Origin of the sequence: Azospirillum melinis (assembly GCF_013340935.1) — a bacterium.
GTDB lineage: Bacteria > Pseudomonadota > Alphaproteobacteria > Azospirillales > Azospirillaceae > Azospirillum > Azospirillum melinis.
Map to the genome: position 1 here is coordinate 261,786 of NZ_WHOS01000003.1, position 14,408 is coordinate 276,193.

General features: G+C 67.9%; 11 protein-coding genes and 1 tRNA gene. 5 read left to right on the forward strand and 7 right to left on the reverse strand.

Annotation, left to right across the window (positions count from 1 at the left end; all coding sequences use genetic code 11):
- Positions 1-6 precede the first annotated feature (6 nt).
- Positions 7-771 (reverse strand): class I SAM-dependent methyltransferase, encoded by a 765-nt coding sequence (locus tag GBZ48_RS04535; RefSeq protein ID WP_174469918.1) that lies wholly within the window; start codon positions 769-771, stop codon positions 7-9.
- Here GBZ48_RS04535 and GBZ48_RS04540 point away from each other — a divergent pair.
- Both GBZ48_RS04540 and GBZ48_RS04545 read left to right on the forward strand, forming a co-directional pair.
- The gene (locus GBZ48_RS04540) at positions 754-1,722 is read left to right on the forward strand and encodes a helix-turn-helix transcriptional regulator (RefSeq protein ID WP_246306974.1); all 969 of its coding nucleotides are present in this window, start codon (positions 754-756) and stop codon (positions 1,720-1,722) included. The genes GBZ48_RS04535 and GBZ48_RS04540 overlap by 18 nt on opposite strands.
- Positions 1,723-1,957: 235 nt before the next feature.
- Positions 1,958-3,139 (forward strand): hypothetical protein, encoded by a 1,182-nt coding sequence (locus tag GBZ48_RS04545; RefSeq protein WP_174469919.1) that lies wholly within the window; start codon positions 1,958-1,960, stop codon positions 3,137-3,139.
- Positions 3,140-3,331: 192 nt separating this feature from the next.
- Here GBZ48_RS04545 and GBZ48_RS04550 read toward each other — a convergent pair.
- From GBZ48_RS04550 to GBZ48_RS04570, 5 genes are all read right to left on the reverse strand, one after another.
- A tRNA-Gln gene (locus GBZ48_RS04550) sits at positions 3,332-3,406 on the reverse strand.
- Positions 3,407-3,524: 118 nt separating this feature from the next.
- Complete coding sequence (locus GBZ48_RS04555) at positions 3,525-5,630, reverse strand: glutamine amidotransferase (RefSeq protein WP_174469920.1); 2,106 nt, start codon at positions 5,628-5,630, stop codon at positions 3,525-3,527.
- Positions 5,630-8,353, reverse strand: a complete 2,724-nt coding sequence (locus tag GBZ48_RS04560; RefSeq protein WP_174469921.1) for a DUF4159 domain-containing protein — start codon at positions 8,351-8,353, stop codon at positions 5,630-5,632. The genes GBZ48_RS04555 and GBZ48_RS04560 overlap by 1 nt, the downstream gene beginning before the upstream one ends.
- Positions 8,354-8,401: 48 nt before the next feature.
- Positions 8,402-9,331, reverse strand: a complete 930-nt coding sequence (locus tag GBZ48_RS04565) for a DUF58 domain-containing protein (RefSeq protein ID WP_174469922.1) — start codon at positions 9,329-9,331, stop codon at positions 8,402-8,404.
- Positions 9,332-9,351: 20 nt separating this feature from the next.
- Positions 9,352-10,317: an AAA family ATPase gene (locus GBZ48_RS04570; RefSeq protein ID WP_209798153.1), complete on the reverse strand. Its 966-nt coding sequence runs from the start codon at positions 10,315-10,317 to the stop codon at positions 9,352-9,354.
- A 313-nt stretch (positions 10,318-10,630) separates the two neighbouring features.
- Between GBZ48_RS04570 and GBZ48_RS04575 the strand changes: the two genes are divergently transcribed.
- The 3 genes from GBZ48_RS04575 (at position 10,631) to GBZ48_RS04585 (ending at position 13,213) form a co-directional block, all read left to right on the forward strand.
- Positions 10,631-11,209, forward strand: a complete 579-nt coding sequence (locus GBZ48_RS04575) for a DUF1285 domain-containing protein (protein WP_174469923.1) — start codon at positions 10,631-10,633, stop codon at positions 11,207-11,209.
- Between the two features lie 32 nt (positions 11,210-11,241).
- On the forward strand, positions 11,242-11,880 hold the full coding sequence (locus GBZ48_RS04580; RefSeq protein WP_174469924.1) for a CoA pyrophosphatase: 639 nt from the start codon (positions 11,242-11,244) through the stop codon (positions 11,878-11,880).
- A gap of 73 nt (positions 11,881-11,953) precedes the next feature.
- Positions 11,954-13,213: a CCA tRNA nucleotidyltransferase gene (locus tag GBZ48_RS04585; RefSeq protein ID WP_174469925.1), complete on the forward strand. Its 1,260-nt coding sequence runs from the start codon at positions 11,954-11,956 to the stop codon at positions 13,211-13,213.
- Here the strand turns inward: GBZ48_RS04585 and GBZ48_RS04590 are convergent.
- The gene (locus GBZ48_RS04590; protein ID WP_174469926.1) at positions 13,189-14,403 is read right to left on the reverse strand and encodes a DUF2252 family protein; all 1,215 of its coding nucleotides are present in this window, start codon (positions 14,401-14,403) and stop codon (positions 13,189-13,191) included. The genes GBZ48_RS04585 and GBZ48_RS04590 overlap by 25 nt on opposite strands.
- Positions 14,404-14,408 lie beyond the last annotated feature (5 nt).

The following is a 14,408-nucleotide window of genomic DNA, read 5'->3' on the forward strand; positions in this document are numbered from 1 at the left end:
GGCCTGTCAAACCGGGTCCGCCTCCAGCGTCAGCGTGTCGAGCAGGAAGCTGCCGTCTTCGGTGATGTCGAAATGGGTGCGGACCTCCGCCGCCGCACTGCGCTGGAGCGAGCGGATGGCCTGGGCGTGGAGGTCCGGGGTGCGGGTGCGGGCGGTCCACACCGGGAACTCCATACGCAGGCGACGCGGCGTCAGGGACCGGACAGCGAAGCCCGCCCGTGCCAATGCCGACACCCAGTCAGCCGCCGTATAATTGCGGACATGCGAGGGGTCGCGCAGCACCTCGACCACCTGCAGGTGGGTGTCCAGCACGGCGGCGGCCGGTGCGATGCAGTCGATGAAGACCGCAATCCCGCTTGGTGCCAGCACCCGCCGCGCCTCCCGCAGTCCGGCCTCGAAATCACGCCAATGATGGGCGGTGAAACGGCAGAGCACGACGTCGAACCGGCCATCCTCGAAGGGCAGCCGTTCGGCCGGCGCCTGCCGGGTGGCGATGTTGGACAGGCCGCGTTCCGCGGCGGTGCGGGCGACCACCTCCAGCATCTCCGGCGTCAGGTCGACGGCCACGACCTCCGCCACATGGGGAGCGGCGCGGTAGCTGACATGACCGCCGCCGCAGCCCAGATCCAAAACCCGTGCGCTCGACCGGCCACGCAGGACCAGCTCGATCTGGTCCAGGTCGGCACCGCCGGCATGGACGGCACTGGACACATAGGCATCGGCGCGCGGGCCGTAATTCTCGGCGACGACGCCATGGTGATTCCGGGTCATGGAGGGCTTCCTTGCAGTTGGCTGGCTGATGTGGCGAGCGTCGCGCCATTCGTAACCGGGTACAAGGCAGGTGGTTATCCTGGTATAAGCACTGCCACGATGATCCGCACACCCGCTTCCACCGGTCAGGTCCCCGTCGATCCAACGGCCGACCGCCGCCGCCAGCTTGCCTCCTTTCTGCGGCGCCACCGCGAACGGATCGCTCCGGCAGAGGCCGGTGTTCGAACCGGTTCCACCCGCCGGAGAACGCCCGGCCTGAGGCGGGAGGAACTGGCGCAGCTCTGTGGCATCAGTCCAACCTGGTACACCTGGCTGGAGCAGGGCCGCGACGTTTCGGTTTCTCCCGCGGCACTGGCGCGCCTGTCGAATGCGCTGCACCTGACCCCGGCTGAACGGGCCTATCTGTTCGAACTGACCCGCAAGCGCGACCCGGACATGCCGGCAGCGGGGCAGGCGGACAGTCCCCCGCCGTCGCTGCTTGCGGCGCTGACGGCGATGACCGCGCCAGCCTATCTCCTCGACCGCTGCTGGAGCGCCGTCGGCTGGAATCCCCGGGCGGAGCGGCTTTTTTCCGGTTGGCTGGCTGGCACCGAAACCAATCTGCTGCGCTATGTCTTCCTCGACCCGTCGGCCCGCGATTTCATCCAGGATTGGGAGAATCGTGGCCGCCGGCTGCTGGCGGAGTTTCGTGCCGAAACGGCCCGGCACCCGGACGACCCGACGCTTCGGCAATTGGTCGACGAACTGCGGCAGGCCAGCCCGCTGTTCGCCCGGTTGTGGGAGGACCAGAGTGTTCTGGAGCGCGAAGGCGGCCTGCGCCGATTCAATCATCCGCTGGATGGCGCCCTGATGTTGGAGCAGGTGACCCTGCGTCCGGGTGACCGATCCGCTTTCACCTTGGTCATGCTGGTCGAGCCTTCCGCGAACGAGGTCGCGGAGCTCCAAGAGTAAGGCTGCCGATCCGACTGCCCTTCGCCGTTTGGCACCTGATCATTGGCAGTCAGAGAACACGGTTCGTAATTTTCTGCCGCAAGCCGTTGCAGAAAAATGCAATTGCGTGTTTTTCATACCCTGAGGTTGTGCTACTCTGAGGCTGTTTTCGTTCAGCTTGAGCGATTTTAAAAGCGTCATACGAATAACACGCGTCGAGCTGAAAACGAACGCAACAAAAATCAGGGGAAGGCCTATGGCGCGCTTTATTGCGGGTGGTTCAACCGGGGTTAACACCGACAGTATCTATATCACCGATCTTCGGTTTGCGCAGATAACCGGCGCAAACAGCACCTATATTTCGGCAAGTTATGGTGGCGGTGCAGTCACCGAGTTTTATGGTAATTTCGCTTACAACTCGACGGGCACCAATGTGGTGGGCGGAACGATCTCCGCCATCCGCTCGCTGTCGAACGGCACGCCGACCTACACCGTCGAAAACCTGTCGGTTCCCGCAACCACCTTCCTCGCGTGGCTGTCCAGTGGCGATAGCAGCAGCGCACGGTCCTCGATCTTGTCAGGTTCGGACACGATGTTCGGGTCGGATTTCAACGATACGATTCGGGGGTATACCGGAAACGATACGATTCTGGGCGGCGGCGGATCCGATCTTCTGGATGGCGGTTACGGAAACAACGTTATCGACGGTGGTGCTGGCGTCGATACCGTCGAATTCCGCGGAAGCACCGATACCAATACCACCTTCAGCTATGGCGGGTCCGTCTATGTCTACGATTCGAGCGGTTACGACCAGCTGATTGGGGTCGAATACATTAGATTCAGCAACAGAACGATCGCCACGTCCAGCGTTGCCGCGTTGGATCCGCTGTCTTATCTGGCGGCCAATCCCGATCTCGCCGCAGCGTTTGGTGGAAGCACTGCGCCAGTGCTGAGCCATTACCTGAGCATCGGCATCCGCGAACATCGGTCGACGACCTTCGATGCCGCGGGCTACCTTGCGGCGAACCCAGATTTGGCCGCCGCATTCGGTTCGAATACCGTAGCGGCCACTCAGCACTACATAAATGCCGGCCGTCTGGAACGTCGCAGCACCAGCTTCAACGCAATGAGCTACCTCGCCGCGAATCCGGATCTTATCCAGGCGTTCGGAACGGACAAGAACGCTGCGGCATTGCACTACGCCACCACTGGGCGGCTAGAGGGCAGGTCGACGACTTTCAATGCGTCCGCCTATCTTGCGCGCTACCCGGACCTCCGGTGGATGTACGGCACCAGCGAACTGGGCGCCGCGACGCATTATGTGACATCCGGATATCGTGAGGGACGGTCTGCCGCCCCGCTGACGACATCCACCAGCCGTTCCGCACAGTTCCTGGCATCCGAACAGGCTTCGGCTTCACTGGCCGCCGCTCTTTAAGGAAGGAATGGCTTGGGACACCCGAAAGGCAAGTGCTCCCAAGTCATCTGCCTCTGGTCTTGATGCGCTGGTACAGAACGCATTGTGTTTTGTACCGCGTGACCAAGGGGTCGATACTGTACCGGCCGCCAAAAACGCGAAAACCCGCCGAAGGGCGGGTTGAAGGTTTGCTGTTTCAAAGATTGTGAAAGTTGGCTGGGGCGCCAGGATTCGAACCTGGGAATGGCGGTACCAAAAACCGCTGCCTTACCGCTTGGCGACGCCCCAACCGGCGCGGCGATCTCTCGTATCGCCGGAAGGAGCGGCACCATAATCGGAAGCCCGGCCGAACGCAACAGGCTGTTTTCAGAAAATTTTCGCGGCAATCGGCCCTCCGCGAGGTTGCTCAGCGGCCCTCCCGGCGCCATGCCATCAGCAACCCACCCAGCACCAGGGCCAGCACTGCACCCACCGGCAGCAGCGGCACATCTGTCACGCCGGTCACCGTATAGTCGCCGTTTGCGCGCAGCCCGATCCAGCCGGATCCGGTCTGGCTACGGTCGGGCTGGGTGCGGCGCACATCGATGCCGGGGTTGGATCCGGTGTCGGTGTCGATCAGCCAATGGATGCCGCCGCCGGTCGCCTCCGCCACCGGCTGCATGCGGTCGCCGGTGGACCGCACATCGGCCAATTCCGGCGTGTTCACGGCACCCACCACTGCCAGCGTCGTCCGCTCCCCATCGGAAATGCGGTAGATGCCGGGGGCTGCGGCGGTCACGGTGGCGATGGCCCGGCCGGTGCGGTCGTCGGCCAGCTGGAGCGTGCTGGTCTGGTCGGACGGATCGGTGATGGTGACGGAGCGCGGGTCGGGCGTCAGGGACCGGCGTTCGACCGTGATGCGGTTGCCGTCCACATGGGCGCGCAGGTCGTTCTCCTCCAGCTCCGGCTCCTTCATCAGCCAGTGGGCGAGGCGGCGCAGAAGCTCGGCCTGCGGACCGCCGCCTTCGAAGCCGCGGCTCCACAGCCAGATCTGGTCGGAGGCGAGCTGCGCCACCCGGCCCTTGCCGACGCGGTCCAGCACCAGAAGCGGGCGGTTGCCGGCACCCTGCATCACCACGGTGCCGCTGTTGGGCGTCACATCCACCTGATGGAACCAGCGGCCCCAGCTCGGTGCTGCGTCCAGCCGGTCGCCTGGCAGTCCGGCGGTCACCGGATGGCGGCGGCCGACATTGGTCACGGTCGGCAGGAACGGGCTGTCCACCGTCTGGCCACTGGGAGCCGCCGGCAGGATCGACCCCAGGGGGGTGCGGTAGAGAGACAGCGGCCCGGCATAGCCCTGTCCGGAAGTTTCCAGCAGGGCACCGCCCTTGCGGACATAATCGGCGATATTCTCCAGATACATCTGCGGCAGCACGCCACGGCGGCGGTAGCGGTCGAAGATGATCAGGTCGAACTCGTCCAGCTTCACCTCGAACAGCTCGCGGATCGGGAAGGCGATCAGCGACAGCTCACGGATAGGCGTGCCGTCCTGCTTCTCCGGCGGGCGCAGGATGGTGAAATGGACCAGATCCACCGCCGGATCGGCCTTCAGCAGGTTGCGCCATGTGCGCTCACCGGCGTGAGGCTCGCCGGAAACCAGCAGCACGCGCAGCCGGTCGCGCACGCCGTTCACCACCACCGCCGCGCGGTTGTTGGCTAGGGTCAGCTCCTGCTTCGCCGGCTCGACCTCCAGTTCCAGGACATTCTGGCCGCCATGGGTGATCGGCAAATCGACGCGGACGTCGCGGCCAACCGGCACCCGGATGGTGCTGGGGGCGCCGCCGTCCTGGCGCAGGGTCACCGCGGCGTCGACCGACTGGCGGCCGGGCATGTCGTCGACGCGGATGGTCAACTCGACCGGCTTGCCGACAAGGCCGTAGTTGGGCGCCTGCACGATGGCGATGCGTCGGTCGCCCTCGTCGCGGTCGCCGGTCAGCAGCGTGTGGATCGGGCCGATGTCGGCCAGCTTGCCCGGCACCTGCGGAACGTCATGCACCTGACCGTCGGTGATGAAGACGGCGCCGGCCATGCGGCGGCGCGGCACATCGGCCATCGCACGGTTCAGCGCATCGAACAGATGGGTCTCGTTGATGGTGCCGCCGGTCTCGCCGCCCTCGGCGCTGCGGACGACGCGCACCTCCAGGTCGTTGAAGCGCTTCAGCCGCTCGGTCAGCTGCTCCGCCGCCCGTTCGGTGCGGGCACGGCGGTCGCCGATCGCCTGGCTCGGCGAATCGTCGATCACCACGACGGCGACATCCTTGATCGGGTCGCGCTTCTCCTGGACCAGCGAGGGGTTGATCAGCGCCAAGGCCAGCACCGCCACCGCCAGCAGGCGCAGCCAGGTGCCGCGCGCCCGGCGTGCTGCCGCGATCAGCACCACCAGCAAGGCGAAGCCGAAAAGTGCGCCCAGCACCGGCCAGGGCAGCAGGGGCGCCAGCGCCACCGAAAGTCCGGAGAGCAGATCGACGGGCATCACTGGCCGAGCCTTTCCAGGATGGCGGGCACATGGACCTGATCGGCCTTGTAGTTGCCGGTCAGCGCATACATCACGAGGTTGACGCCGAAGCGATAGGCGATCTCGCGCTGACGTTCGCCGCCGGGGATGACCGCGAACATCGGCTGGCCGTTGCGGCCGACCGCCCAGGCCGACGCCCAGTCGTTGCCGCCAATGACGACGGAGGACACGCCGTCATTCGCCGGCCCTTCGCGCGCTTCGATCCACAACTGCCCGCCGGCATAGCGTCCGGGGAAGTCGGTGAGCAGGTAGAAGGACTTGCGCAGCACATGGTCCTGCGGCACCGGGGCCAGCGGCGGGATGTCCAAGCCCTGTACCAGCCGTTGCAGAACGGCCGGGCCGCCACCAGGGGCCTGATCGCGTGTGTCGAACAGGATGGTGCCGCCGCTGCGCATATACTCGTTCACCCGCTGGCGCGCCTGATCGGACAGCGTCTTCTGCCGATCCGACACCGGCCAGTAGAGCAGGGGATAGAAAGCCAGCTCGTCCTGTTCGGGATCGACGCCGACCGCTCCGGCCGCTTCGACGGCGGTGCGCAGACCGAGCACGCTGACCAGCCCCTCAAGCCCGGCGCGGGCGGTATCGTCGACGCTGCTGTCGCCGGTCTGGACATAGGCCAGGTAAGTCTCCGCCGTCACCTTGACCGCCTTGTCCTGATCGAGCGCGCGGGCAGGCTGCGGTGCCGAAGACAGGGCGAGCGCCAGCAGCAGGCCGGCCGCCGCCCCGCCGGTTCCGCGCCGCAGGCTGGGCGGGCGTAGCAGGCCACGCAGGGCCAGCGCGATCAGCAGGTCGATGGACAGCAGGGCCAGGGCCGCCGCCAGCAGCGACGGCTTCAGCGGAACCTCGCCGCGGCCGCCATAGCCGTCGCGGCCGATACCGGCCGGCATCGGCGGCAAGGGGTCGATGGCGGTGACGGCGGCGGAGAGGTTCAGAGCGCGCCGGGCATCGTCGGTGCCGTAGAATCCCGGCGGATGGCGCGGTCCGATGACATCGGCGGCAGCATTGCCGGGGATCGGGAAGGCGGTGGGCGGCGGAGGAACCAGCCGGCCGGTGCCGTCCAGCACCTCGACCGGATCGAGCGAGGCAGTGGCCGCCGTTCCCGTCACGCCGCCGCTGAGCGCGACCAGCCGGCGCAGCATGTCGACGAACAGGCCGGACAGCGGCAGGTTCGACCAGTCCGGGCTGGCGGTGGTGTGGACCAGCACGATCCAGCCGTCGCCGCGCTTCTGCGAGGTGACCAGCGGCGTGCCGTCGGCCAGCCTTGCCCAGGTGCGGTCCGCCAGATCCAGGGCTGGCTCGGCGAGCACCTGCCGGTTCACCTGGACATCGGGCGGGATGGCCAGCCCCTCGAAGGGGGATTTCGGCGGGAAGGGCTGGAGCTTTGCCGGTTCCGACCAAGACAATGCGCCGCCAAGCGCGCGGTCACCGATGCGCAGCCGCTCCGGCACCAGCGTGTCGGCATGTTGGGCCAGACGCGGGCCGGCGAAGCGGACCAGCACGCCGCCCTTCCTCACCCAATCCTCGATGTCCTGAACCTCGGTCCCAGTCAAGGCGCCGATGTCGGACAGGATCAGCACGGCCAGATCGCGCTTCAGCAGATCCAGCGTCTCGCCGCGCCGCACCTCGTTGTAGGGCGACAGCGCGCGTTCAAGATAATAGAGATCGGAGAGCAGCGGCTGGCTTTCCCCCTCCGCCCGGCCAGACGCGAGACCGACGGGGCGGCGGCGCCAGCGCTCGTCCAGCAGGACGGTGGCACCGGCGGTGGTATCGCCTTCGACCCGCAGACTGGCGGCGTCGTTGCGCAGCTCGGTCGGCACGTCCAGCCGCACCTCCCGCACCTTCTGGCCCGGCTCGAAGGTCACGGTCTGGCGGGTCAACAGCCGGCCGTCGGCGGCGGCGAGGCGGACGGTCACCGGCTCCGGCTTCGACGGATCGGCGCGGACGACGCGGGCGGTCAGCGCCGTGCCCTCGCTGGAGGGCGGCAGCAGCAGGTGGGGGGGATGCTCGGCGGAATCGTCGAGAACATCGGCGGAGCCCAGCCGCTGCAATCCGGCGGCGAGAGCGGCGGCTTGGCGGTCGCCAACGCCGTCGCTGAGCCACACCGCATGGATCGAGCCGCGCCCGTTGGCCTGCGTCGCCACCGCCTTCAGGGCCTCCAGCGCTGCGGCACGGTCGGTCGGCCAGGGCAGGGGAACCATCGCCTGGGCCAGACGGCGGGCTTCGGGTGCCGGCAGGACGGCGCTTGCATGGATCGGTTGCCCGTCGGCGGCCGGGGCGGTGGGCAGCAGGATCACCGGCCGCTGCTGGCGGTCGGCCTGGGCGATCAGTTCGTCCATCGTGCGCTTGCGGGTCGGCCAGTCGCGCCCGGCCGCCCAGCCATTGTCGACCACCAGCAGCAACGGCCCGCCGCCGGGCAGCGCCGCCCGCGGGTTCAGCAATGGACCGGCCAGGGCCAGGATGATCAGCGCCGCCACGATCAGCCGCAGGAGCAGCAGCCACCACGGCGTCCGGGCCGGCGTCTCCTCCCGCGCGATCAGGTCGCGCAGCAGGCGGATGGCAGGAAACTGGATCGCACGCGGGGCCGGCGGCGTGACGCGCAGCAGCCACCAGAGGACCGGCAGGGCAGCCAGTGCGGTCAAGACCCAGGGGGCGGCGAAGGCGATCGGTCCGAGACCCAGCATTGGCGCGTCTTCACGAGGGGGAGGGGCGAGAAGGGGTAGGCCGGCGCGTCACACCGCCTCCATCGCCATCGCACCCCAGAGGGTGAGCAGCGCGGATTGCGGCGAACGGTCGGTGCGATGAACGGCGAAACTCCAGCCGGCGGTGCGGGCAAGCGCCGCCAGCCCGTCCTGCTGCGCCTTCAGGCGCTCGCGGTAGGCGTCGCGGACGGCCTCGACACGGGGGACCAGCAGATTTTGTTCGCCCTCCAGGCCGTGGAAATCGACACGGCCGTCATAGGGCAGCGTTTCTTCGGCCGGATCGAGGATCTGGACCAGATGGCCGCGCAGGCCCCGCCCGGTGAGGCCGGCAACAATGGCGTGGATTTCCGGCAGGGGGGACAGCAGGTCGCCGAACAGGACCGTCTGCGCATGGCGGGGCAGCGGCTCCACCCGCGGCAGCGGATCGGGTGCGGCAGCGGTGCGCGGGTCGGTCATCAGCCGGGCGATGCGGTCGATGGCGGTCTTGCCGTGGTCGGGCCGCACGCCGCTGTTCAGCAGGGCGACCCGCTCGCCGCCTCGGGCCAGCAGCACGGCGGTGGCGAGCGTCAGCAGATCCGCCCGCTCCCGCTTGGTCGGCAGCCCGTTAACAGAGCGGAAATCCATGGAGGCGGAGCGGTCGCGCCACAGCCAGACGCTCTGCGCCGCCTCCCATTCATTCTCGCGGACATAGACCGGCTGGGTCTTGGCCGACTGGCGCCAGTCGATCATCGACGGCGCATCGCCCGGCTGGTAGCGACGGAACTGCCAGAAGGTCTCGCCCAGCCCGACGCGCCGCCGGCCATGCACCCCCTGGGCGACGGTCGCCGCCACCCGCTCTGCCGCGACCAGAAGCGGGGGCAGGGCGGATGCCAGTTCCTCCGCGCGATGCCGCGCCAGCAGGGTGTTCGACAGCTGACCCGGCGGCTGGCCATTTTGCGGGGAGTTTGAGCTTCGCGGCATTGCGGCTCCGCTTCGAGGGGTCAGGCCAGTGGCGCGCAGAGGCGGTCGATGACGTCGTCCAGCGTCACCCCATCGGCCCGCGCGGCGAAGTTCAGCGCCATGCGGTGCTTCAGGATCGGCTTGGCCAGCGCGACGACATCGTCCAATGACGGCGACAGGCGGCCGTCCAGCACTGCACGGGCGCGGGCGGCGAGCATCAGCGACTGGCTGGCGCGCGGACCGGGGCCCCAGGCGACATGCTGGCGCACCTCCATCAGCTCCGACGTTTCCGGGCGGCCGCGGCGGACGAGGTCGAGGATGCCGTCCACCACCCCTTCGCCGACCGGCACGCGGCGGACAAGTCGTTGTGCCGCCTGCAGATCGGCAGCGGACAGCACCGTCACCGCCCGTTCGTCGGTGGCCCCGGTGGTGGCGATCATCATCCGCCGTTCCGCCTCGCGGTCCGGATAATCGACGTCGATCTGCATCAGGAAGCGGTCGAGCTGGGCTTCCGGCAGCGGATAGGTGCCTTCCTGCTCCAGCGGATTCTGGGTCGCCAGCACGTGGAAGGGCTGGGGCAAGGGGTGGTACTGGCCGGCGACCGACACCCGGTGCTCCTGCATCGCCTGGAGCAGGGCCGATTGGGTGCGCGGGCTGGCACGGTTGATCTCGTCGGCCATCAGCAACTGGCTGAACACCGGACCGGGCAGGAAGCGGAAGGACCGGCGTCCGTTGTCGCCCTCCTCCAGCACTTCGGAGCCCAGGATGTCGGCAGGCATCAGGTCGGGCGTGCACTGGATTCGCTTTTCGGCGAGGCCCAGCACGGTGCCCAGCGTTTCCACCAGCCGCGTCTTGGCAAGGCCGGGAACGCCGATCAGCAGGACGTGGCCGCCGGCCAGCAGCGTGACCAGCGTGCGGTCGATCACCTCCTGCTGGCCGAAGATCACGCGGCCGATGCGGTCGCGGACGGAGGCAAGGCGGTCACCCAGCGCCTCGATCTCTTCCATCAGCCGTTGCGGGTCGTCCGGCACGGGAGGCTGCCCCCTCAGGATGTCCTGTGCGCTCAAGGTCTGCTGCTCCCCGATGGTGGGCCGATCGGTGTCATGGTCGCAGGATTCCGCGACGCGAAACACGGGATCCGCATGGTTGGCCCTGTTCCGGCACCTTGTCGACACCCATTTTCCGAATCCCGCCGCCGGATGTGCCGCCGGACGGGTGGTGGCGCCAGGACCATTGGAGTGGACCTAGCGGCCGAGTGTGGCGAAAATGCGCATGTCCGGGGACAAAACGGCTCCCAATCCTATGAAGGTCGGTAACGCGATGGCGAATGACAAGCGCTCAGATGGGCAAACCGTTCCGGAGACGCCGCCGGTGCTGCCGTCCGACTTGCCGGTGGCGCTGGGACGGACACCGACGCTGGAGCAGTACGACATCCGCATTGCGCGCGACGGCACCTGGTTCCACAATGGCGATCCCATCCGCCGGATCGAACTGGCGAAGCTGTTCTCCAGCGTCCTGAAGCGCGACGACGACGGCGATTACTGGCTGATCACGCCTGTCGAGCGCGGCCGGATCGTCGTGGACGACGCCCCTTTCGTTGCGGTGGAGATGACTGTGGCGGGCAGCGGAGCCGATCAGGTCCTGTCCTTCCGTACCAACCTCGATCATTGGGTGGAGGCCGGTCCCGAACATCCGATCCGCGTCGCCGTCAACCCTGAAACTGGGGAGCCGGCACCCTACATCGAAATCAGAAGCCGGCTTGAGGCGAGAATCCTGCGGCCCGTGTTCTACGACATGGTGGAGCGCAGCGAGGCGCGCCGCACCGAAACCGGCGAGTCCGAGGTGGGTCTATGGAGCAACAAGGTCTTCTTCACGCTGGGCAGGCTGCCTGGCGACTGAGCCTGGAGGAAGTCCGCCGGCGCTTGCCGGCGATGAGCACCGATGCAGCGGTGGAGAGCTCCGTCCGGTCGAACCGGACGGCGCCGAAGCACGCCGCCAAGATCCGCGGCGACCACGACCTCAATCCGGAAATGGGGCCGCCCTCGACGCTGCGCGAGGCGGCGGTGCTGGTTCCGCTGGTCGACCGGCCGGAGGAGCTCACCGTCATCTTCACGCAGCGCACCGCGACGCTGAGCGCCCATGCCGGCCAGATCAGCTTCCCCGGGGGGCGGATGGAGCCGGAGGACGGCACTCCGGAGGAAACCGCGCTGCGCGAAACGGCGGAGGAGATCGGGCTGGAGCGCGGCCGGATCGAGATCGTCGGCCGGCTGGACACCTATGTCACGCGCACCGGATTCCGGGTGACGCCGGTGGTGGGGGTGGTGACGCCACCCTTCATCCTGACGCCCGACCCGACCGAGGTGGCCGAGGTGTTCGAGGTGCCGCTGTCCTTCATCCTCGACCCGTCGAACCCGCAGCGCCACAGCCGCGAGTTTCTGGGCAAGCCGCGCTGGTTCTACGCCTTCCCCTATCCGCAGCGTTACATCTGGGGCGCGACCGCCGGCATGCTGGTGAACCTGCGCGACGTGCTGGGTGCCGCCGCCCGCGAAACAGGGGAAGGGGCGGGCTGACGTCTCCAAAACCGATGGCCCGGAACCCGACGGCGGTGGAATGGGGATCGGGAATCGGATAGCGTCGCGCGCCATGACCGTTGCCGCACGCCTGTCTCCCCAGCCCTGGATGACCGCCCCCGAAAGCCTGGCAGTGTTCGATGCCCTGGCATCGGGCGGTGCCGACGCGCGATTCGTCGGCGGCTGCGTGCGCGATGCGTGGCTCGGCCGGCCGGTGAAGGACATCGACATCGCCACCCATGCGCCGCCCGAACGGGTCATGGAGCTGCTGGAGGCGGCGGGGATCCGCGCCATCCCGACCGGCATCACCCATGGTACCGTGACCGCGCTGTGCGGCGGCAAGCCCTATGAGATCACCACGCTGCGGCGCGATGTGGAGACTTTCGGCCGCCATGCCCGTGTCGAATTCACCGACGACTGGATCGAGGACGCCGCCCGCCGCGACCTGACCATGAACGCGATGAGTTGCACGCCGGACGGCGCAATGTTCGACCCGTTCGGCGGTCTGGCCGATCTTGCCGCCGGACGTGTGCGCTTCGTCGGCGAAGCCCGTCGGCGGATTGAGGAGGATGTGCTGCGCCTGCTGCGCTTCTTCCGCTTCCACGCCCATTACGGCCGCGGCGAGCCTGATGCCGAGGCGATGGCGGCTTGCCGCGAACTGGCGCCGCGCCTGCCGACCCTGTCGGGCGAACGGGTGCGGGGCGAGCTTTTCCGCCTGCTGACCGCAGCCTGCGCCGCGTCGGTCTGGCGGCTGATGATGGGGCAGGGGATCATGGTCCATCTGCTGCCGGAGGCAATGGACACCGACCGGCTGGAGCGCTTGATCGCGGTGGAACGCGACCTTGGCGTGACGCCCGACCCCACCCGCCGGTTGGCTGCGGTGCTGGACAGCGACCGGCCGGGCGCGCTCAGGGCTGCCGATGCTCTGCGCCTGTCCAACCACGAGCGGGAGCGCCTGCTGGCCCTGGTCGAACCGCCGGTCGCGGTGTCGCCGGCCGACAACCGCAAGGCCCTGCGTCAGGCGCTGTACCGCGTCGGCGATGCGGAGCTGTTCGGCGACCTGCTGCTGATCGCCGCCGCCATTCATGACGGTCCGCTGGATTTGGGCGCGTTGCGCAAGGCCCTGTCGGTGGCCGACGACCTGCCGGGCTTGAAGCTGCCGATTGCCGGTCGCGACCTGCTGGAGCTTGGCGTTCCGCGCGGCCCGCTGGTCGGCGGCACGCTGAAGCGCGTCGAGGCCTGGTGGATCGCCGAGGATTTCCAGCCGGACCGCGACGCCTGCCTAGAGATGGCCCGTGGCTTTCTCGATCAGGCCTCCGGCCTTTCGGCGTAGCGGCGGCAATGCTCCAGATAGGCCGCTTCATGACCGACGATCAGGTCGACGATGCTGGACCACAGCCAGGATGGAGCATCCAGGCTCTTGGTCCGGTTGCGCGCCAATTCGCCACGCCATGACTTGCGCGTCGCCTCGTCCATCTGGCGGGCATGCGCCTTGCCGACCACAGCGGCCAGATAGAAGGCGACGCGGGTCGCTTCCTCCCTCGTCAGATGATCGAAATCGAGCTTGATGTCCTGCGGCAGAAGCTCGCGCAGGAAGACGGCGCGGTCGAGCAGGCGGGCAGGGCGCATCCGGTCGCCAAGATAAGGCGAGAGATTCTGCGCGCCGGTCACCACGCGTTCCGCATTGTCGCGCGGCATGCCGTTCTTGGCGGCACGCGGTGCTGCGGCCTGAACCGCCTCCTTGATGTCGATCAGGCTGAGGCCGCCCTCGTCGTAATGACCCTCGCCGACGCCGAGAAGCACCGCGATCCGCAGCCGGCCGAGCGAACTGCAACCCTTCACCCAATAGGCCGCATCCAGAAGCTCGATCCTGTCGTTGTCGTCGCGGGAGTGCAGGGCGGTCACCAGACGGCGGACCTGATCCCTGGCGAACAGCTCTGCGACGGCGGCGCGTTCTTCGTCGGTCAGCGGCCAGAAACGCTTGCCGAGCGGGATGGTCGGCCGGATGTCCTTGATGCGGTCCATGGCCAGATGCTTCCAGGTGCGGCCGATGGCCTGACGCATGCCGAGGCGGACGACCGAGGGTCTCTTCCGCACCGCATCGCCGCCCAGTTCGCCGTCCAGGGTCATCATGTAGCCCTCGATCATCCGCTCCAGCATCAGCGCCGTGGTGACGCCGGGCAGGTCGGAACCGCGTGCCGCAGTGGCGAGCGACAGGCCCAGCCGGATCAGGTCATGGGCGGGATTGCCGACAACCGTCTGGTCGACGTCGCGAATCTGGATGCCGATCCGACCTTTGGCGTTGGCGACCGGCCCGAGGTTGCCGACATGGCAGTCGCCGCAGATCCAGACTGGCGGACCGTCGGGGATTCTGCCGCTGGACTGCTCCAGCCATTCGTAGAATTTCACGGTGCTGCCGCGCACATAGGCGTGAGCGGACTCAGCCATCTTGAGATTTCGACGCTGGGACAGGACCGCTTGGCGCTGATCGGGCGGGGTGGGCTGGTTTTTCGACGGCATCATCCATC